We start from the raw sequence: 18,789 nt of genomic DNA, 5'->3' as shown, positions 1-18,789 counted from the left end.
CAGAGCTTCATTCCTTATTGGTCACGCCGGCGCTCTCGAACGTCGCCATCTCCGCGAGCACCTTCACCGCCGAGATCAGCAACGGCAGCGCCGTCACCGCGCCGGACCCCTCGCCGAGCCGCATCTCGAACTCCAGCAACGGCTTCAGGTTGAGGTGCCCGAGCGCGATCGCGTGCGCGGGTTCGGCCGACTGGTGCCCGGCCACCCACCACTCGCGCGCACCCGGTGCCAGCTCCTCGGCGACGACGGCGGCGGCACCGACGACCACGCCGTCGAGCACGACGGGGGTCCGCCGGACCGCGGCCTGCGCCAGGAACCCGGCCATCGCGGCCAGATCGGCGCCACCGGCGGTGGCCAGCAGCGCGATCGGGTCGCTGATCACCAGCCGGGCGCGGCGCAGGGCGTCCCGGATCGCCGCGGTCTTGCGCATCCACGCCTGGTCGTCGATCCCCGTGCCGCGCCCGACGACCGCCACCGGCTCCGAGCCGGTCAGCGACGCGATCAGCACGGCCGCGGGAGTCGTGTTGCCGATGCCCATGTCCCCGGCGACGAGCACGTCGGCGCCCGAGTCGATCTCCTCGTCGGCGATGGCGCGACCGGCCGCGATCGCCTGCTCGCACTGCTCACGGGTGAGCGCGTCCTCGCGGTCGATCGAGCCCGACGAGCGGCGCACCTTGTGCGTGCTCACGGCGTCGGGGGTGTCCGAGTCGACCGCCATGTCGACCACCCGCACGGTGGCGCCCGCGACCTGCGCGAGCACGTTCACCGCGGCGCCGCCGGTGAGGAAGTTCGCGACCATCTGGCCGGTGACCTCGCTCGGGAACGCCGAGACGCCCTGAGCCGTGACGCCGTGGTCGCCCGCGAAGACGACGACGCGGGGCCGCACGAACGGCTTCGGCGGCACGACGCCCTGGCAGGCCGCGATCCAGTTGCCCAGCTCTTCGAGCCGGCCGAGCGAGCCGACCGGCTTGGTCAGCACCGCGTGCCTGGCTTCGGCCTCGCGCAGAACCGCCTCGTCCGGCGGTTCAACCGGCGGGAACTCGGTGCTCACCTGGTCGCTCCTTTAACGCAGTCGCAGTGGGATGCCGGCGACGAGCAGCAGGACCTCGTCGCACACCTCGGCGACGCGTGCGTTGAGCGCACCGAGGTGATCGCGGAAGAGTCTGCCTGAGCGCGTCGAGGGGACGACGCCGAGGCCGACCTCCGCCGTCACGAGCACGAGCCGCGTCCGGCACATGGCCACCGCGCCGACGAGTTCGTCGATGTCGCGCTCCACGTCGCCGAGGCCGTGCCCTTCCCAGGCGTCCGCGTCGTCCAGCGCTCCGACCAGCCACGTCGAGAGGTCGTCGACCAGGATCGGCGGGTCCTCGTAGGACGTCGCGGTGAGCAGCGCGGGCAGATCACCCGGCGCGGGCGCCTCGACCGTGTGCCAAGTGGACGGACGCCGGGCGACGTGCAGCGCGATCCGCGCGTCCCAGTCCGGGTCGTCGGGATAGCGGCGTGCGGTTGCGACGTACGTCACGGCCGCGTCGGTGAGCAGCCCTTCCGCGTGCGCCGACTTGCCTGAACGTGCTCCGCCGAGCACCAGAGTCCGAGATGACAAGAGTTAGCCTTCGTCCCATGGAGTTCCGCTGGCGCTACCAGGATGCACAAGGCCGCGACGTCGCGGGCCCGGACGTGGCGTTCGCCGACCAGACCGAGGCCGAGCAGTGGTTCAACGCCGAGTGGCGTGACCTGCTCGACGCCGGGGTCGACCAGGTCACGCTTCTGCGGTCGGAGTCCGAGGTGTACGGCCCGATGAGCCTGCACCCCGCCCAATGAGGACAGGCGCAGTTAGCCCTGGGCGGTGAGCCTCGGGTCGTCGGTGATGACGCCGTCGAGGACGGTGTCGATCTGCTTGAGCACGTCGTCGTCGAGCGTGATGTCGATGGCCTTGACGTTCTCGAAGACCTGCTCCGGACGCGAAGCACCGATGATCGCGGACGCGACGTTCGGGTTGCGCAGCACCCACGCGACGGCGAGCTGCGCCATCGTGACGCCGGCCTCCTCGGCGATCGGCTTGAGCTGCTGCACGGCGTTCAGCACGTCGTCGCGCATCCAGCGGGCGATCATCTGCGAACCACGCGCGTCGGCCAGGCGCGAGCCCTCCGGCACCTCGGCACCCGGCAGGTACTTGCCGGTCAGGATGCCCTGTGCGACGGGGGAGAAGACGATCTGGCTCAGGCCCTCGCGCTCGCACGCCGGAATGACCTGCGGTTCGATGACGCGCCACAGCATCGAGTACTGCGGCTGGTGCGACACGAACGGGACCTGCAGCTCACGCGCCAGCGCGGCACCGCGGGTGATCTGCTCCGCGGTCCACTCGGAGACGCCGACGTAGAGGACCTTGCCCTGGCGGACGAGGTCGGCGAACGCCAGCATCGTCTCTTCCAGCGGAACGCTGTGGTCGTACCGGTGGGCCTGGTACAGGTCGACGTAGTCGGTCTGCAGGCGCTTCAGCGACGCGTTGGCCGACTCCATGATGTGCTTGCGGCCGAGCCCGCGGTCGTTGGGGCCGCCGGGACCGGTCGGCCAGTAGACCTTGGTGAGGATCTCCAGCGACTCGCGCCGCTCACCCTTGAGCGCCCGGCCGAGCACCGACTCCGCGGCGGTGTTGGCGTAGACGTCGGCGGTGTCGAAGGTGGTGATCCCCGACTCGAGCGCTGCCTTCACACAGGCGTGCGCCTGCTCTTCCTCAACCTGCGAACCGTGGGTGAGCCAGTTGCCGTACGAGATCTCGCTGATGGACAGGCCGCTGCGGCCGAGTCGACGGAACTTCATACATCGGAGCTTAAACCGAAATCGTTCGTACTGCTAATGAACTTCGGGTGCGCGCCAGACCAGTGAGTACCGCCAGAACACGTGCCTGCGGATGCGCGCGCCCGGCACGATCTCCGCGGCCGCCGCGCGGATCTCCGGCAACGTCGGAGCGGTCGTCACGATCGGCATCTCGGTGTCGTGCGGCTTGCCGCCGGTGCCGTTGAGCGCCTTGGCGAGGCCGACCGCGGCGTTCGCGGGCAACGTCACCAGCTCCATCGCCCGATCCGCCCGTGTCGATGTCATGTACAGCCCGATGACGATCAGCAAGCCGCCCGGCCTGACCAGCCCGGCCAGTCTGCTGAGACCTTCCCGCAACGGCAGGTGGTGCAGGCTCGCCTCGGCGGTGACGAGGTCGTACTGCCCGAGTTCGTGCGTGAGCACGTCGCCGTGGATCCAGCGGACCCTGTCGGTGGTGGCGCTCGCACGTTCGATCATGCGCGCGCTGGCGTCGATCGCGGTGACCTCGTCGGCCGGCAGCGACCGGGCCAGATCACCGAGCCCGCAGCCCACGTCGAGGGCCGAGCCGACCCTGGAAGGCAACTGCCGGAGCAGCCGGCGGCGGTACCACTCGTTGTGGTTCCACCGCAGCTTCTCCGGCAGTTGAAGCCTGCGCTGCTTCTCGCGCACCTACTTGACGGCCTCGCCCGGCTTCACCCGCGGCTTGGGCACGCGGAGCCTGCGCAGCTGACTGGCGCGGATGAACGCGTACCAGCCGATCGACAGACCCTTGATCGGCTCGGTCGGGAACTTCGCCCGCACCCGCCGCGTGACGATCCGGCCGAGCACGAGACCCTCGATGATCATCGCGATCAGCATGAACGTCGTCGCCAGCGTCGCGTACCGCTGCACCGCGATCGACGGCGTCAGCAGCGCCACGAACACGAGGATCGCGAGCGGCATGAACAGGCCCATGAGGTTGCGGCGCGAGTCGACCAGGTCGCGGATGTACGCCTTCACGGGACCGCGGTCACGCGGCAGCAGGTACTTGTCGTCGCCGGCCATCATGCGCTGACGACGCTCGACGGCCGCGGCGCGGCGCTCTTCCTTGCTGACCTTGTTGCCGCGCATGCGCTTGAACGCCTCGCGCTGCGTGCGGGGAGGCGGCGGCACCGGACCGGTGCGCCTGCCCTGCGCCTCACGCCGCTTCGGCGTCGGCCTGCCCTTGCCCGACGTGCGGGCGGACTCGGCGACCTCGGGGGCCGTCTCGGGGGCCGGGGCTTCGGTAGCGGCGGAGTTGCGGCGCAGGAACCTCACGGCAACAGGGTAGGACAGCGGCTCTTCTGTACCTTTCGCGAGGTGCGCGTACTCATCGCTCCGGACTGCTTCGGCGGCACCCTGACCGCCCGCGAGGCCGCCGACGCCATCGCCACCGGCTGGCGCGAGGCCAAGCCCGACGACACCGTCACCGAACGCCCGCTGGCCGACGGCGGCCCCGGCTTCGTCGACGTCCTGCACGCCGCTCTCGGTGGCGATATCCGATATATCACCGTGACCGGCCCGCTCGGCGAACCTGTCGAAGCACGATGGCTCAGCGTCAACATTGACGGTCAACATGTCGCGTACATCGAGTCTGCGGACGCATGTGGACTGCACTTGATCCCGGCGGAACTGCGCGCGGAATCCTGCGAGACGGCGACAACACGAGGCGTCGGCGAGCTGATCGCGGCAGCGGCCGCTGACAACGTTGTCATCCCCGCAGTCATCACCGTGGGTCTCGGCGGTTCCGGCACCACGGACGGCGGCGCCGGCATGCTCGCCGCACTCTCCGACGCGGGCGTCTCCCTGACTGATATATCGCTGGTCGCCGCGTCGGACGTCGAGAACCCGCTCCTCGGTCCGCACGGCGCCGCCCGCACGTTCGGCCCGCAGAAGGGCGCTTCCCCGGAGGCCGTCGAACGACTCGAAGCCAAGCTCGCCGCGATGGACGTCCTCAAACCGGTATCCGATGTACCGGGCGCTGGCGCGGCGGGTGGCCTGGGTGCCGCACTGCTGTCGCTGGGCGCCACGGTGAAATCCGGCGCCGGCCTCGTCCGCGAGCTGACCGGCCTCGACGCCGCCCTCGATGACGCCGACGTCGTCATCACCGGCGAAGGCAGCTTCGACTGGCAGTCACTGCGCGGCAAGCTCATCACCGCCGTTGCCGGCGGCGCCGCCGAACGCGGCATCCCCTGTGTCGCCATCGCCGGCCAGGTCAGCGTCGGCCGCCGCGAGATGGCCGCCGCCGGCGTCCAGGACGCCTACTCCGTCTCCGAGCACGTCGGCTCTGTGCAACAGTCGATTGCGGACGCCCGCAAAAGCCTCATTGCAACGGCGCGGCACGTGGCGCGGCAGTGGTCGCGCTGAGCGGTCGCGCTGAGGGGTCGCGCTGAGGGGTCGCGCTGAGGGGTCGCGGGCCGATTTCGGGGTAACTGATATATCGGTTGGCCCGACTCGGGGTGGTCCACGTGACGTTCGACATGCGTGCGTGCTGTGGGACCATGGCAGTGGAACAAAGCGGGAGACGCCCGTGTTGTTGAAGGGCGAACCGCCCGCAAGGACCTCTTAGGAGTGCCATGACGACCGCTCAGGATGCCGCTTCGACCTCCGAGGCGCCCACCCACGGCGTGACGCTGACCGACGCCGCCTCCGTCAAGGCCAAGGCGCTGCTCGACCAGGAGGGCCGCGACGACATGCACCTGCGCATCGCCGTCCAGCCCGGTGGTTGCGCGGGTCTGCGGTACCAGCTGTTCTTCGACGAGCGCACGCTCGACGGTGACGCGTTCCGCGACTTCAACGGCATGAAGGTCGCCGTTGACCGGATGAGCGCCCCGTACGTCGAAGGCGCTGTCATCGACTTCGTGGACACGATCGAGAAGCAGGGCTTCACGATCGACAACCCGAACGCCGGCGGGTCGTGCGCCTGCGGCGACTCGTTCCACTAAGGCGACCAGACGCGCGAGGCCGCGTTCCCGCACGGGAACGCGGCCTTTCGCTGTGTCAACCGGGAACTGAGCCGAGGGTCGGCTCTGGCGGTCAGACGCCGTACTCGGCCAGGCCTTCGACCTGGTGGGTGCACCGCTCGTCGACCTCCCAGGGCGCGGCCGCGCGCGGGGCGGGAAGGGGGTGCTCGGGGTGCGTCAGAGCGAAGGGGAGCTGCGCGCAGTCCTCGATCAGCTCACTCATCGTGGTCGCCTCAGGGATCGTCACGCCACCGACCGTATGACGGCGGTCTGACCTGCGGTAGCCCTACCAAACGGTAGTCTTCACAGCTGCACTCGTCCGGGTGATCAGTCACCTTGAGCAACAACGTAAGGGAGAGCCGACGTGCCGGTAGCCGTGTGCGGCAGCATCGCGACCGACCATCTGATGCACTTTCCGGGTCGATTCGCGGACCAGCTGGTCGCGGAGCGTCTCGACCGTGTGTCGCTCAGCTTCCTGGTCGACGACCTCGTAGTCCGTCGCGGTGGCATCGGCGCGAACATCGCGTTCGGCCTCGGTGTCCTCGGGGTGCGGCCGGTGCTCGTCGGCGCCGTCGGCAAGGACTTCGACGACTACCGCTCGTGGCTCGAACGGCACGGCGTCGACACGTCGGGCGTGTACGTGTCCGAGGTCGCGCACACCGCGCGGTTCGTCTGCACCACCGACGACGACATGTGCCAGATCGCCTCCTTCTACGCCGGTGCGATGGCCGAAGCCCGCAACATCGAGCTGGCGCCGATCGCGAACCGCGTCGAGAACATCGAGCTCGTCGTGATCAGCCCCGACGACCCCGCGGCGATGCTCCGGCACGCCGAGGAGTGCCGTCAGCGCGGCTACAGGTTCGCCGTCGACCCGTCGCAGCAGCTCGCCCGCATGGACGGTGAGCAGGCGCGCGCGTTCATCGAGGGCGCTGAGTACCTCTTCAGCAACGACTACGAGTGGGAACTCCTGCTGCAGAAGACCGGCTGGTCCGAGGCCGACGTCCTGGCCCGAGTCGGCAAGCGGATCACCACGCTCGGCGCCAAGGGCGTCGAGATCGTCGACCGGGACGGCTTCTCGCTGCACGTGCCCGCGGTCGCCGAGGTCGCGAAGACCGACCCGACCGGCGTCGGCGACGGCTTCCGCGCGGGCTTCCTGGCCGGCATCACCGCGGGACTGAGCATCGAACGCGCAGCTCAGCTCGGCTCCCTGATCGCGGTCGAGGTGCTGGAGACCGTGGGCACGCAGGAGTGGGTGCTGCACCGCGAGGCTGCGCTCGCCCGCATTCGCGGCGCATTCGGTGACGAAGCCGCTGAGGAGATCGCTCCCGTCCTGCCATGATCGAAGAATGGGGACGTACCTGTTCGGCGGCACCGGTGAGTTGCTCGATCCGCAGTTCGAAGCGCTGAGCTCTCTGCTCGACGCGGGCACGTTCGCCCGCGTCGAGCAGCTGGGCATCGCGGACGGCTGGCGCTGCCTGGAGATCGGCGGTGGTGGGGGATCGGTGGCCAACTGGCTCGCCGACGTCGTCGCGCCGTCCGGGCACGTGACGGTCACCGACATCGACGTCACGCGGCTCGAGGAACGGCACAACGTCACCGTCCTGGAACACGACGTGGTATCCAATATATTGCCGGGCAACGCGTTCGACCTGGTCCACGCCCGCCTGGTGCTCTTCTACCTCCCCGCCCGCGAGGCGGTCCTGCGCAAGCTGCGCGACGCGTTGCGGCCCGGCGGATGGCTCGTCCTCGACGAGTTCGACTGCCTTCCGCTCGAAGTGCTGAAGGCCGCTCCGGGCGACGCCGAGCTGATCATGCGGGTGAAGAACGCGCTGCTGACGTTGCTCGACCAGGCCGGCGCGGAGCTGGCGTGGGGTGCGCGCATCGAGAAGGCGCTGCTCGACACCGGCCTGCACGACGTCAGCGGCTCCCGCGAGGTGCAGGAGTGGCAGGGCGGCTCACCGGGCTGCCGCCTGCTCGCCGCGACCGCACGTCAGGTGCGCGCGAAGCTGCCGTTGTCCGACGAGGAGTTCGACCGCTACCTGCAGCTGATGGCCTCACCGGAGACCGTGGTCAGCTCGTACGCGATCTGCAGCGCCCAAGGCCGCAGGTGAAGCGAAAGGGCCCCTCCGCGGAGGGGCCCTCGTTCGCTACAGCTTGACCGGGTAGTGCGGTTCCGGCACCACCGGCTTGATGCGGTCCTCGACGAAGATGCCGTGCCAGATCATGAACACCAGCAGCGCCCAGATGCGGCGGCTGTGGTCGATGATCCCGGACCGGTGCTCCTCGATGAGGCGCAGCACCGCGTGCTTGTCGAGGTACTGGTCGGTCTGCGAAGAGCGCACGACGTCAACGGCCCAGTCGTGCATCTCGTCCTTGAGCCAGTGCCGGATCGGCACCGGGAAGCCCAGCTTGCGGCGGTTCAGCACGTGCGCGGGCACGATGTCGCGGATCGCCTTGCGCAGCGCGAACTTCGTGGTGTCCTTCGTGATCTTCAACTCGCTCGGGACCTGCGAAGCGATCTTGAAGACCTCGGGGTCGAGGAACGGGACCCGCAGCTCCAGCGAGTTCGCCATGGTCATCTTGTCGGCCTTGACCAGGATGTCGCCGCGCAGCCACGTGAACAGGTCGACGTGCTGCATGCGCGTGACCGGATCCCAGTTGGCCGATTCGCGGTACGGCTGGGCCGTGACGTCCATGTGCGAGACGTTCGGGTCGTACGTGCGCAACACCTCGCGCAGCTGCGGGTCGAGGAAGATCCGCGCGTTGCCGTAGTAGCGCTCCTCCAGCGTGAGCGCGCCACGACGCAGCAGGTCCTTGCCGCGCACGCCCTGCGGGATCTTCGTCGAGACCGCGCCCATCGCCTTGCGCAGCGCGCCGGGCACCTTCTCGAACGCCGCCAGCGACAGCGGCTCGCGGTAGATCGTGTATCCGCCGAACAGCTCGTCCGCGCCCTCACCGGACAGGACGACCTTCACGTGCTGACGTGCCTCGCGCGCGATGAACCACAACGGCACGAGCGCCGGGTCGGCCACCGGGTCGTCCAGGTACCAGGTGATCAACGGCAGCGAGTCCATCATCTCCTGCGCGCTGACCGTGCGGACGACGTGCTTCACCCCGATCAGCGCCGCCGACTCCGCGGCCACGTCGACCTCGGAGAAGCCCTGGCGCTCGAACCCCGTGGTGAACGTGATCAGGTCCGGGTTGTGCTCCTTGGCCAGCGCCGCGACCACCGTCGAGTCGATGCCGCCGGACAGGAACGAACCGACCGTCACGTCCGCGCGCATGTGCTTGGCGACCGAGTCGCGCAGCGCCGCCGTGATCTCGTCGTACAGCGCGTCCGCCTCGGCCTCGCTGCGGACCGTGCGCACCTTGAAGCTCGCCGGGAAGTACCGCTCGAACACCGGCGCCTCGCCCGGCTCCAGCGTGAACGAGTGACCGGACTCGACGCGGAAGATCTGGTCGTGCAGCGAGGCGGGCTCCGGCACGTACTGCAGCGTGAGGTAGTGCTGCAGGCCCTTGACGTTCATGCCGGGGTTGATGCCGATGGTGCGGGCGATCTCCAGCAGGATCTTCTTCTCGCTGGAGAACGCGACCCCGAGCTGGCCCTTCGCCCAGTACAGCGGCTTGATGCCGAACGGGTCGCGGCCGCCGAAGACGATCCGGCGCTCGGCGTCCCAGATGATGAACGCGAACATGCCGCGCAGCTTCGTGATCGCTGCGGGGCCGAAGTAGTGGTACGCGGCGACGATGGTCTCGGTGTCGCCGTCGGTGTGGAAGACCGCGCCGTACTTCTCGGTGAGCTCGGCCCGCAGCTCGAGGTAGTTGTAGATCTCGCCGTTGAAGTTGATCGTGTACCGGCTCGGCGACTCCGGCGGACCCCAGGTCAGGGGCTGGTGGGAGTGCTCGATGTCGATGATGGCGAGGCGGTTGAAGCCGAAGACGACCTCGTCGACCCGGCGGGTGCCGCTCTCGTCCGGCCCGCGGTGGCGCATGCAGCGCAGCGCGGCCTCGACAGCCGGGCGGGCGGATTCGGCCTCGTTCTCGCTAGGGCATACCAGTCCTGCCAAGCCGCACAAGGCTCTCGCACCTCTCAAAAAAGCGACGGGGAATGCCTCAGTATGCCCAAGCTGCTCTGTGTGACCGAAACTGCACCGCAAGCGCGGTGCCCCCAAGGGGTGAGCGCGGTTGCGCTGGGCTACGCTCCCGCTTGATCCGTTGGCATGGAACGAGGAGGCGGGCGAGCAGTGGGCCTGAAGGAGGGCACCAGGGCATCCCGGCTGGCGAAGACCGCCGGGCTGGTCGGCCTGGTCGGTATCGGGGCCACCGGTTGCTCCACGGACGAGGTGCTGCGCTTCGGCTGGCCAGTGGCCGTCACGCCGCAGGCCGAGAGGATGCGCGAGCTCTGGACCTGGTCCGTGATCGCCGCGCTCGTCGTCGGCGTCATCGTGTGGGGCCTGATCCTGTGGTCGGTGGTGTTCCACCGCAAGAAGTCGGAGGAGCTGCCGCGTCAGACGGCGTACAACCTTCCGCTGGAGATCGTGCTCATCGTCGTGCCGACGGTGATCGTGGCGGTGTTGTTCTACTTCACCGCCATCACGCAGAACTACGTCACGGACAAGTCGGGCAAGCCCGACGTGAACGTCGACGTGATCGCGTTCCAGTGGAACTGGGAGTTCCAGTACCCGGAGCACAAGACCCAAGAGGGCAACGTCGTCAGCACGGTCGGCACCTCGGGTGAAGTCCCGATCCTGGTGCTGCCGGCGCACAAGCGCATCCAGTTCACGCTGCGCTCGACCGACGTCATCCACTCGTTCTTCGTGCCGGAGTTCCACTTCAAGCGCGACGTCTTCCCGATGCCGGAGAAGAACAACCAGGACAACGTCTTCCAGATCGACCAGATCGACCGTCCCGGTGCGTTCGTCGGCCGTTGCGCCGAGCTGTGCGGCTCCTACCACGCGGTGATGAACTTCGAGGTCCGCGCCCTGAACGAGGCCGACTTCGACAAGTACATCGAGCTCCGCAAGGAGATCAACTCCAAGACGGGCAAGCCGTACACCACGGCCGAGGCGCTTTCGCAGGTCAACTGCGGTGAGCTGTGCGCGCCGCTGGCCACCACGACCACCCCGTTCAACACCGACCGGAAGGCCCGTGAGGCCTCCGGCGCGGGTCAGAAGTAGGGACACGCCCCGCGATGAAGATCGAAGCTCGCGTATTCGACCTGGTGATGGGTTTCTCGTTCCTGATGGCCGTCGTGTACGGCTACTGGACGCATGCGGCGACCGGCCACGTCGAGCCCGTCGGCACGGTGGCGCTCGCGCTGACCGGCGGCCTGGCCCTCATCAGCGGTACCTACTTCCGGTTCGTGGCCCGTCGCATCGAGGTGCGGCCGGAGGACAACCCCGAGGCCGAGGTCTCCGACGGCGCCGGTGAGCTGGGCTTCTTCAGCCCCGGCTCGTACTGGCCGGTCGGCCTCGCGGCCGCAGCGGCGACCGCTGGTGTCGCGGTGGCGTTCTGGCACGTGTGGCTGCTCGTGATCGCCATCGTCATGGTGCTGATCATGGTCGGCGGCCTGGTGTTCGAGTACCACACCGGACCCAACCACGACTGATATCCCGTACATCGGATATCGCTCGGCCTGAGGCCCCCTCCGCGACGGAGGGGGCCTCAGTCGTTCGTGGCCGTTCGCGGCCGATATCCAATATGTGATGTATCGCATACGGGATATCACCCCCCCGCCCCGACGGGCCCGACGGGCAAGCGCGCGATATCCCGTATGCGATATATCAGCCCCACATCCCGTATCCGATATATCAGCGTGGTGTCCGATATATCGCATACAACGTGAAGGGCCCTTCCCGCCGTGGTGGCGGAAAGGGCCCTTACGGGTCCTCAGGGCGCTGTGGAGGCGCTAGGCGGCGACTGGGGTCTTCTGGTACGCGTCGACGTACTCCTGGCCGCTCAGGTCCAGGATGCGGTAGATGATCTCGTCGGTGACGCTGCGCAGCACCGGCAGCGACTCCTGCATGCCGTCGTAGCGGCTGAAGTCGAGCGGCTCGCCGAAGCGGACCGTCACAGGCACGATCTTCGGGAACTTGCTGCCGACGGGCTGCACCTTGTCCGTGCCGATGATGCCGACCGGCACGACCGGGGCACCGGACTCGAGCGCCATCCGGGCCACGCCGGTGCGGCCGCGGTGCAGCTTGCCGTCCAGCGAACGGGTGCCCTCGGGGTAGATCGCGAACGCCTCACCGCGCGCGAGGATCTCGGCGGCCGTGTCGAGCGCGGCGCGGGCGTCCCGGCCCTTACCGCGGTGCACCGGCACGTGGCCCAGCGACGAGAAGAACCAGCGCGACAGCGAGCCCTTCACCCCGGTACCGGTGAAGTACTCCGCCTTGGCGAGGAACGACACCCGGCGCGGCACGACCATGGGGATCACGACGCTGTCGATGAAGCTGAGGTGGTTGGCCGCCAGGATGACGGGGCCGTCGGTGGGGATGTTCTCCAGACCGTCCACCACCGGGCGGTAGACAAGACGGGCTGCGCGCGCGACGACATGTTTCATCACCGGGTAGAGGACCATGCCTCCAGCATTCCAGGTGCCGATTGCCGAAGCGTTACCACGTGGTGCGCATCTCCGGCCCGTCACTCGCTCGGGCTACGCCGATGCGGCGGCCGTGCGAGAACGGTCACGCGTCCACGACGACGCGTGACCGAAAGCGCCGATCAGCCCTTCAGTGCCGTTGAGAGTTCCACCCAGCGGCTCAGCAGCGAAGCCGCCCTTCCCGAGTCGATCGCGTCCGCCGCGCGGCTCAGAGAGGCCGTCAGGTCGGCGTGCAGGTCGTCGGAGAACCCGCCGTGCGCCGCGATGGCCCCGGCGGCGTTCACGAGCACCGCGTCGCGCACCGAACCCGTCTTGCCGGCCACCAGGTCGCGGACCACCTGGGCGTTGACGGACGCGTCCCCGCCCTTCAGGTCCTCCTCGCGCGCGGGCTTCACCCCGAGCACGGCCGGGTCGATCGTCTCCGTGCGCACGACACCGTCCTGGGCGAGCCAGGCCGAGGTCGTCGTGGTCGTGGTGATCTCGTCGAGGCCGTCGTCGCCGCGCACCACCAGGGCGGTGTTGTGGCGGCGGGCGAAGACACCGGCGATCAGCGGCGCCGCGGCCGCCCGCGCGCAGCCGATCAGGCCGACGGACGGCTGGGCCGGGTTCGTCAGCGGGCCGAGCAGGTTGAACGAGGTGGGGATGCCGATCTCGCGCCGCACCGGGCCCGCGTGCCGGAAGCCGGGGTGGAACACCGGCGCGAAGCAGAAGCCGATGCCCAGTTCGCGCACGGTCTCCTGCACGCCCTCGGGCGGCAGGTCGATCGCCACGCCCAGCGCCTCCAGCACGTCGGCCGTGCCGCACTGGGACGACGCCGCGCGGTTGCCGTGCTTCACCACCGGCACGCCCGCGGCGGCCGTGACGATCGCGGCCATCGTCGAAATGTTCACCGAACCGGAATGATCGCCGCCGGTGCCCACGATGTCGGTGGCCCGCACGTCCACGGTGAAGCGGCGCGCGTGGTTGAGCATCATGGTCGCGAGGCCGTCGACCTCCTCCGGCGTCTCGCCCTTGGCACGCAACGCGACGATGAACGCCGAGATCTGCGCGGGCGTCGCCTCGCCGGACATGACCTGGTCCATGCCCCAGGACGTGTCGTCCGCGGTCAGGTCGACGCCGTCCAGAAGCCTGTTGAGCAGCGAAGGCCAGGTGCGCTCGCTCATGGTCAGCTCAGCCCTTGACGACAGGGACAGCCGAGCCCCGCAGCACCTCGGCCACGGTCTCGGCGGCGGCCAGCGGGTCCAGCGGGTGCACGAGCACCGCGTCGGCCTGCGACCAGGTCGCGAGCCAGCGGTCGTCCTTGCGGCGCACCGCCACGACGATCGGCGGGCAGTTCGTGATCTCGTCCTTGAGCTGGCGCGACAGGCCCATGCCGCCGGTCGGCTGCGCCTCGCCGTCGAGGATCAGCAGGTCGACGGTGCCGTTGTCCACCTCGTAGAGGACGTCGGCGATCGCGCCCGCCTCGACGTAGTCGACGCGCGGCAGGTCCGGCGCCGGGCGGCGGCCGACGGCAGTGATGATCGTCTCACGCACCTCGGGCCGGTGGCTGAACACCAGGATCTTCGTGGTCTGCGTGCTCATGTCGCGATCCTCCGCTGCGAACGTGACCAAGGTCGCCGCGATGCTATCGGGCGGCCGAGGAGCGTGGTTGCAGGGCGTCCCACCCCAGGGCCTCCCCACCGAGCCGTTGCGCGAGCGATGCCATCCGCGACCGCTCCTGGGCGCAGTGCAGGGCGTCCAGCTTCTGCACACGGCTGATATGCGATATATCACCGGCGACTAGCACCCAGCCGTCCGGCGACAGCAGCTCACGCGCACGTTCTACCTGGTCAGGCGGTATGCGCACGTGGTGCCGCAGCACGGCGGACTCGTCCGCGCGCCACTGCGGGGAGCGGGCCAGAGCGGCCGAATCCGCCTCCGCGATGTCGAACGCCTCGACGACCACGACGAGCTCCGGGTCGTCGATCGACAGCGACGGCTCGTCCCGTTGGCGCAGCCTGTCCCGCAATCGGCTCAGCAAGCCCATCCGTTGATCTCCTCGCGATCACCCGCTGTGTGACCCAGCCGACCCATGATCCGCCCAGGACCCGATGGGCGGACGGAAATAGCGCAGGCAATAATGCTGCCCGTGACCACGGCAGCGCCTTCAATCGGCCAGCGCGTGCACTCGCTGAACCGCCCGAACATGGTCAGCGTCGGCACGATCGTCTGGCTGTCCAGCGAGCTCATGTTCTTCGCTGGCCTCTTCGCCATGTTCTTCACGGTGAAGGCCCAGAACAGCACGGGGCACTGGCCTCCGCCCCCCACCGAGCTGAACGTCCCCTACGCGTCGTTCTTCACGATCATCCTCGTGGCGTCGTCGTTCACGTGCCAGTGGGGCGTGTTCGCCGCGGAGCGGGGTGACGTCTTCGGTCTGCGTCGCTGGTACATCGTGACGCTGATCATGGGCGCGATCTTCGTCGGCGGCCAGGCTGGCGAGTACTACCACCTCGTCCAGGAGGGCACGACGATCCCGTCGTCGGCCTACGGCACGGTCTTCTACCTGACGACCGGCTTCCACGGCCTGCACGTCATCGGCGGTCTGATCGCCTTCGTCTTCCTGTTGATCCGGACGAAGCTCAGCAAGTTCACGCCGGCGCAGGCCACCGCATCGATCGTCGTGTCGTACTACTGGCACTTCGTCGACGTCGTGTGGATCGGGCTGTTCGCCATCATCTACATCGTGCCCTGACCTGCTCCCCAGCCACGAGCTCCCGAACTGACAGCAAGGGTTGCCGCACACCATGACCACCACTACGAAACGCCCCCGCGGCGCCCGCACGAAGCTGCGTCGCAGGGTCGCCGGCCTGCTCGCGCTGGGCTTCGGCCTGCTGAGCGCCGGCATGCTGTTCGCCGCGTTCGCGCCCACGGCGCAGACCGCGCAGGCGCAGCAGCAGGACGCTCTCGTTCGCCAGGGCGAGCAGATCTACCTGAACACCTGCATGGGCTGCCACGGCAAGTCCCTCGAGGGTGTCAAGGACCGCGGGCCGAGCCTGATCGGCGTCGGCGACGCCGCGGTCTACTTCCAGACTTCCTCCGGCCGCATGCCCATGGCGCGGCAGGAGGCGCAGGCCGTGCGCAAGCCCGCGAAGCTCTCCCCCGAGGAGATCAACGCGCTGATGGCCTACATCACCACGAACGGCGGCGAGGGCCCGAAGAAGCCTTCCGAGTCCGGTGAGGCCCTGCGCGGCGACAACCCGGCGCGCGGTGGCGAGCTCTTCCGCCTCAACTGCGCCAGCTGCCACAACTTCACGGGTCGTGGTGGCGCACTGTCGTCCGGCAAGTTCGCGCCGACGCTCGACGGCGTGACCGAGGACCAGATCTACACGGCGATGCTGACCGGGCCGCAGAACATGCCGAAGTTCGGCGAGCGGCAGCTCACGCCGGAAGAGAAAAAAGACATCATCGCGTACGTCAAGTCGGTCACCGACGGAAACAACAACTCCGGCGGTAACCCCCTGGGCGGGTTCGGACCCGTGTCCGAGGGATTGATCGCGTTCATCGTGGGTATCGCCGCGCTCATCGGCGTGACCCTCTGGATCGGAGCCAAGGCATGAGCGGCGACAAGCCGACCGAGCTGCCCAGCGAGGCAGAGCTCGCGGAGATGAGCCGGGACGACCTCGTCAGGCTCGGCACCAAGCTGGACGGCGTCGAGCTCGTCCAATACGAGGAGAAGTGGCCGGTCCCCGGCACCCGCGCCGAGCGCCGCGCCCAGCGCGTCGTCGCGCTGTGGTTCCTGATCTCCGCGTTGTCGGGTCTCGCGTTCCTCGGCGTGTTCCTGTTCTGGCCGTGGCAGTACGAGGCCCCGCACACCGACGGCCACCTGCTGCACATGCTCTACAACCCGCTGATCGGCCTGTTCCTGGGCCTGTCGGTGGTGGGCCTGGGCGTCGGCGCGCTGCTCTACACCAAGAAGTTCCTCCCCGACGAGCTCGCGGTGCAGCAGCGGCACGACGGCTCGTCGGCCGAGGTCGACCGCGCCACGCTGGTCGCCGAGCTGGCCGACGCGGGTGAGCGCAGCGGCATCGGCCGCCGCAGCCTGATCAAGCGCACCGCCGGCCTCGGCGCCGGCGTGCTGGGCCTGGGTGTCGCGGCCGTCCCGCTGGGCGCGCTCATCAAGAACCCGCACTCGGACAGCGAGACCAAGGCCTCGCTGTGGCACACCGGCTGGAAGTCCGAGAAGGGCGAGAAGGTCTACCTCCGCCGCCACACCGGCAACTTCCACGAGGTCTCCCTGGTGCGTCCCGAGGACGTCGAGCCGGGCGGCTTCGAGACGGTGTTCCCGTTCCGCGAGTCGGAGCGCGACAACGAGGAGGCGCTGGTCGCGGCCCTCAAGCGGTCCGACGCGCCGGTCATGCTCATCCGCATGCGCCCGAACCAGGCGATCACCAAGCGCGCCGGTCAGGAAGACTTCAACTACGGCGACCTGTACGCGTACTCGAAGATCTGCACGCACCTGGGTTGCCCGACGTCGCTGTTCGAGCAGCAGACCGGTCTGCTGCTGTGCCCGTGCCACCAGTCGCAGTTCGACGTCTTCGAATACGCCAAGCCGCGATTCGGCCCGGCGACCCGTCCTCTGCCTCAGCTTCCGATCACTGTGGACGAAGACGGATACTTGGTTGCCCGCAGCGACTTCATCGAGGCTGTGGGTCCGGCGTTCTGGGAGCGGAAGTCATGAGTGCCATCACCACGCCGACGAAGCCGGCCAACGCGGCCGCGCGCGTCGCGGGAGCGGCGGCCAACGCTGCCGACGAGCGGTTCCACGCGGCCTCGGGCCTGCGCAAACAGCTGAACAAGGTCTTCCCGACGCACTGGTCGTTCCTGCTCGGTGAGATCGCGCTGTACAGCTTCATCGTGCTGCTGCTGTCGGGTACGTACCTGGCGTTGTTCTTCGACCCGTCGATGACCGAGGTCACCTACAACGGCGCGTTCGGCAACCTCCGCGGCATCGAGATGTCCCGCGCGTTCGCCTCGACCCTGAACATCTCGTTCGAGGTCCGCGGTGGCCTGTTCGTCCGCCAGGTGCACCACTGGGCGGCGCTGCTGTTCATGGCCGCGATCGTCGTGCACATGTTCCGGATCTTCTTCACCGGCGCGTTCCGCAAGCCGCGTGAGATCAACTGGGTCATCGGCATCGTGCTGTTCATGCTCGGCGCGATCGAGGGCTTCCTCGGCTACTCGCTGCCCGACGACCTGCTCTCCGGCACCGGTCTGCGCGTCATGGCGGCGCTGCTGATCTCGTTCCCGGTCATCGGCACGTGGCTGAACTGGCTGATGTTCGGCGGGGAGTTCCCCGGCACGAACATCATCCCGATGCTCTACACCGCCCACATCCTGCTGATCCCGGCGATCATCCTCGGTCTGATCGCGGCGCACCTCGCGCTGGTCTGGTACCAGAAGCACACGCAGTTCCCGGGCGTGGGCCGCAAGGAGACCAACGTCGTCGGCGTCCGCATCATGCCGGTGTTCGCGGCCAAGGGCGGTGGCTTCTTCGCCATCGTCGTCGGTGTCATCGCGATCATGGGTGGCGTCTTCCAGATCAACCCGATCTGGAACTTCGGCCCGTACAACCCCGCGCAGGTCTCCGCCGGCTCGCAGCCCGACTGGTACATGGGCTGGACCGACGGCCTGGTCCGCATCTGGCCCGCGTGGGAGTTCTACCTGGGCAACTACACGATCCCGGCGCCGTTCCTGCCGTTCATCCTCGGTCTGCCGCTGCTGACCGGTATCGCGGCGGTCTACCCGTGGATCGAGCGCAGGATGACCAAGGACTACGCGCACCACAACCTGCTGCAGCGCCCGCGCGACGTGCCCGTCCGCACCGCGCTCGGCTGGATGGCGATCACGTACTTCATGGTCCTGCTGCTCATGGGCGGCAACGACATCTTCGCGTACAAGTTCAACATCTCGTTGAACCTGACGACGTGGATGGGCCGCATCGGCATGCTGATCCTGCCGCCGATCGCGTACTTCATCGCCTACCGCGTCTGCATCGGCCTGCAGCGCGGCGACCGCGAGGTGCTTGAGCACGGTGTCGAGACCGGCATCATCAAGCGCCTGCCGCACGGTGAGTTCATCGAGATCCACCAGCCGCTCGGCCCGGTGGACGACCACGGCCACCCGATCCCGCTCGCCTACCAGGGCGCGTCGGTGCCGAAGAAGATGAACAAGCTCGGTTCGGCCGGTCACCCGGTCGCCGGCAGCACCTGGTCACCGGACCCGGTCGAGGAGACCGTGGCGCTGGAGAACGCGCGCAAGAAGGCGCACGTCTCCGAGGAGATCAGCGCCGAGGACAAGGCGGGCGAGCTCGCGGGCAAGCCGGCCGACCCGAAGGCCTGAGCTGTTCTGAAA

General features: G+C 68.6%; 22 protein-coding genes. 11 read left to right on the top strand and 11 right to left on the bottom strand.

Going from position 1 to position 18,789, the window contains the following annotated elements; all coding sequences use genetic code 11:
• Positions 1-7: 7 nt before the first annotated feature.
• Positions 8-1,051, bottom strand: a complete 1,044-nt coding sequence (cobT, locus tag ACWEIJ_RS16275) for a nicotinate-nucleotide--dimethylbenzimidazole phosphoribosyltransferase (RefSeq protein WP_449837966.1) — start codon at positions 1,049-1,051, stop codon at positions 8-10.
• A 12-nt stretch (positions 1,052-1,063) separates the two neighbouring features.
• On the bottom strand, positions 1,064-1,603 hold the full coding sequence (cobU, locus tag ACWEIJ_RS16270; RefSeq protein ID WP_449837965.1) for a bifunctional adenosylcobinamide kinase/adenosylcobinamide-phosphate guanylyltransferase: 540 nt from the start codon (positions 1,601-1,603) through the stop codon (positions 1,064-1,066).
• A 17-nt stretch (positions 1,604-1,620) separates the two neighbouring features.
• On the opposite strand from cobU, the gene ACWEIJ_RS16265 reads away from it, so the two are divergent.
• Positions 1,621-1,821 carry a hypothetical protein gene (locus ACWEIJ_RS16265; protein WP_449837964.1) on the top strand — a complete coding sequence of 67 codons (201 nt, stop codon included), beginning with the start codon at positions 1,621-1,623 and terminating at the stop codon, positions 1,819-1,821.
• A 12-nt stretch (positions 1,822-1,833) separates the two neighbouring features.
• Here the strand turns inward: ACWEIJ_RS16265 and ACWEIJ_RS16260 are convergent, their stop codons facing one another.
• Genes ACWEIJ_RS16260 through ACWEIJ_RS16250 form a run of 3 tightly spaced genes read right to left on the bottom strand, consistent with a single transcriptional unit; the run spans position 1,834 to position 4,113 of the window.
• Positions 1,834-2,820 carry an aldo/keto reductase family protein gene (locus ACWEIJ_RS16260; RefSeq protein ID WP_449837963.1) on the bottom strand — a complete coding sequence of 329 codons (987 nt, stop codon included), beginning with the start codon at positions 2,818-2,820 and terminating at the stop codon, positions 1,834-1,836.
• Positions 2,821-2,853: 33 nt separating this feature from the next.
• Positions 2,854-3,486, bottom strand: coding sequence for a class I SAM-dependent methyltransferase (locus ACWEIJ_RS16255; RefSeq protein WP_449837962.1), 633 nt, complete (start codon positions 3,484-3,486; stop codon positions 2,854-2,856).
• Positions 3,487-4,113 carry a DUF3043 domain-containing protein gene (locus ACWEIJ_RS16250; RefSeq protein ID WP_449837961.1) on the bottom strand — a complete coding sequence of 209 codons (627 nt, stop codon included), beginning with the start codon at positions 4,111-4,113 and terminating at the stop codon, positions 3,487-3,489.
• Between the two features lie 42 nt (positions 4,114-4,155).
• Here ACWEIJ_RS16250 and ACWEIJ_RS16245 point away from each other — a divergent pair, with 42 nt between their 5' ends.
• Together ACWEIJ_RS16245 and ACWEIJ_RS16240 are read left to right on the top strand one after the other, a co-directional pair.
• On the top strand, positions 4,156-5,202 hold the full coding sequence (locus tag ACWEIJ_RS16245) for a glycerate kinase family protein (protein ID WP_449837960.1): 1,047 nt from the start codon (positions 4,156-4,158) through the stop codon (positions 5,200-5,202).
• 209 nt (positions 5,203-5,411) lie between these two features.
• Positions 5,412-5,780, top strand: coding sequence for a HesB/IscA family protein (locus tag ACWEIJ_RS16240; protein ID WP_109640568.1), 369 nt, complete (start codon positions 5,412-5,414; stop codon positions 5,778-5,780).
• Between the two features lie 91 nt (positions 5,781-5,871).
• On the opposite strand, the gene ACWEIJ_RS16235 is transcribed toward ACWEIJ_RS16240, so the two are convergent.
• Positions 5,872-6,045 (bottom strand): hypothetical protein, encoded by a 174-nt coding sequence (locus ACWEIJ_RS16235; RefSeq protein ID WP_449837959.1) that lies wholly within the window; start codon positions 6,043-6,045, stop codon positions 5,872-5,874.
• Positions 6,046-6,204: 159 nt separating this feature from the next.
• On the opposite strand from ACWEIJ_RS16235, the gene ACWEIJ_RS16230 reads away from it, so the two are divergent.
• Both ACWEIJ_RS16230 and ACWEIJ_RS16225 read left to right on the top strand, forming a co-directional pair.
• The gene (locus ACWEIJ_RS16230) at positions 6,205-7,137 is read left to right on the top strand and encodes a carbohydrate kinase family protein (RefSeq protein WP_449838198.1); all 933 of its coding nucleotides are present in this window, start codon (positions 6,205-6,207) and stop codon (positions 7,135-7,137) included.
• A gap of 7 nt (positions 7,138-7,144) precedes the next feature.
• Positions 7,145-7,909 carry a class I SAM-dependent methyltransferase gene (locus ACWEIJ_RS16225; protein ID WP_449837958.1) on the top strand — a complete coding sequence of 255 codons (765 nt, stop codon included), beginning with the start codon at positions 7,145-7,147 and terminating at the stop codon, positions 7,907-7,909.
• 36 nt (positions 7,910-7,945) lie between these two features.
• Here the strand turns inward: ACWEIJ_RS16225 and asnB are convergent, their stop codons facing one another.
• On the bottom strand, positions 7,946-9,874 hold the full coding sequence (gene asnB / locus ACWEIJ_RS16220; RefSeq protein WP_449837957.1) for an asparagine synthase (glutamine-hydrolyzing): 1,929 nt from the start codon (positions 9,872-9,874) through the stop codon (positions 7,946-7,948).
• 168 nt (positions 9,875-10,042) lie between these two features.
• Here asnB and ctaC point away from each other — a divergent pair, with 168 nt between their 5' ends.
• Entirely contained in the window at positions 10,043-10,975 is a 933-nt protein-coding gene (ctaC, locus tag ACWEIJ_RS16215; RefSeq protein WP_449837956.1) for an aa3-type cytochrome oxidase subunit II, read from the top strand.
• 14 nt (positions 10,976-10,989) lie between these two features.
• On the top strand, positions 10,990-11,406 hold the full coding sequence (locus tag ACWEIJ_RS16210) for a cytochrome c oxidase subunit 4 (RefSeq protein ID WP_449837955.1): 417 nt from the start codon (positions 10,990-10,992) through the stop codon (positions 11,404-11,406).
• Positions 11,407-11,706: 300 nt separating this feature from the next.
• Here ACWEIJ_RS16210 and ACWEIJ_RS16205 read toward each other — a convergent pair whose 3' ends face one another.
• The 4 genes from ACWEIJ_RS16205 to ACWEIJ_RS16190 form a co-directional block, all read right to left on the bottom strand.
• Positions 11,707-12,378 carry a lysophospholipid acyltransferase family protein gene (locus tag ACWEIJ_RS16205; protein ID WP_449837954.1) on the bottom strand — a complete coding sequence of 224 codons (672 nt, stop codon included), beginning with the start codon at positions 12,376-12,378 and terminating at the stop codon, positions 11,707-11,709.
• A gap of 143 nt (positions 12,379-12,521) precedes the next feature.
• Positions 12,522-13,562 carry an anthranilate phosphoribosyltransferase gene (gene trpD / locus ACWEIJ_RS16200; RefSeq protein ID WP_449837953.1) on the bottom strand — a complete coding sequence of 347 codons (1,041 nt, stop codon included), beginning with the start codon at positions 13,560-13,562 and terminating at the stop codon, positions 12,522-12,524.
• Positions 13,563-13,569: 7 nt separating this feature from the next.
• Complete coding sequence (locus ACWEIJ_RS16195) at positions 13,570-13,980, bottom strand: hypothetical protein (protein ID WP_355443933.1); 411 nt, start codon at positions 13,978-13,980, stop codon at positions 13,570-13,572.
• A 43-nt stretch (positions 13,981-14,023) separates the two neighbouring features.
• Positions 14,024-14,425, bottom strand: a complete 402-nt coding sequence (locus tag ACWEIJ_RS16190; RefSeq protein WP_449837952.1) for a hypothetical protein — start codon at positions 14,423-14,425, stop codon at positions 14,024-14,026.
• A gap of 93 nt (positions 14,426-14,518) precedes the next feature.
• Between ACWEIJ_RS16190 and ctaE the strand changes: the two genes are divergently transcribed.
• From ctaE to qcrB, 4 genes are read left to right on the top strand one after another with little or no spacing between them, the layout of a single operon-like run.
• Positions 14,519-15,130, top strand: a complete 612-nt coding sequence (gene ctaE / locus ACWEIJ_RS16185) for an aa3-type cytochrome oxidase subunit III (RefSeq protein ID WP_355443939.1) — start codon at positions 14,519-14,521, stop codon at positions 15,128-15,130.
• A gap of 52 nt (positions 15,131-15,182) precedes the next feature.
• Positions 15,183-15,995 carry a cytochrome bc1 complex diheme cytochrome c subunit gene (qcrC, locus tag ACWEIJ_RS16180; protein ID WP_449837951.1) on the top strand — a complete coding sequence of 271 codons (813 nt, stop codon included), beginning with the start codon at positions 15,183-15,185 and terminating at the stop codon, positions 15,993-15,995.
• Positions 15,992-17,116 (top strand): cytochrome bc1 complex Rieske iron-sulfur subunit, encoded by a 1,125-nt coding sequence (qcrA, locus tag ACWEIJ_RS16175; RefSeq protein ID WP_449837950.1) that lies wholly within the window; start codon positions 15,992-15,994, stop codon positions 17,114-17,116. Before qcrC ends, qcrA begins: the two co-directional genes overlap by 4 nt.
• Positions 17,113-18,777, top strand: coding sequence for a cytochrome bc1 complex cytochrome b subunit (gene qcrB, locus ACWEIJ_RS16170; protein ID WP_449837949.1), 1,665 nt, complete (start codon positions 17,113-17,115; stop codon positions 18,775-18,777). Before qcrA ends, qcrB begins: the two co-directional genes overlap by 4 nt.
• Positions 18,778-18,789 lie beyond the last annotated feature (12 nt).

It is taken from the genome of Lentzea sp. NPDC004789, assembly GCF_053601075.1.
This window is presented reverse-complemented; position numbering and strand designations above follow the sequence as displayed.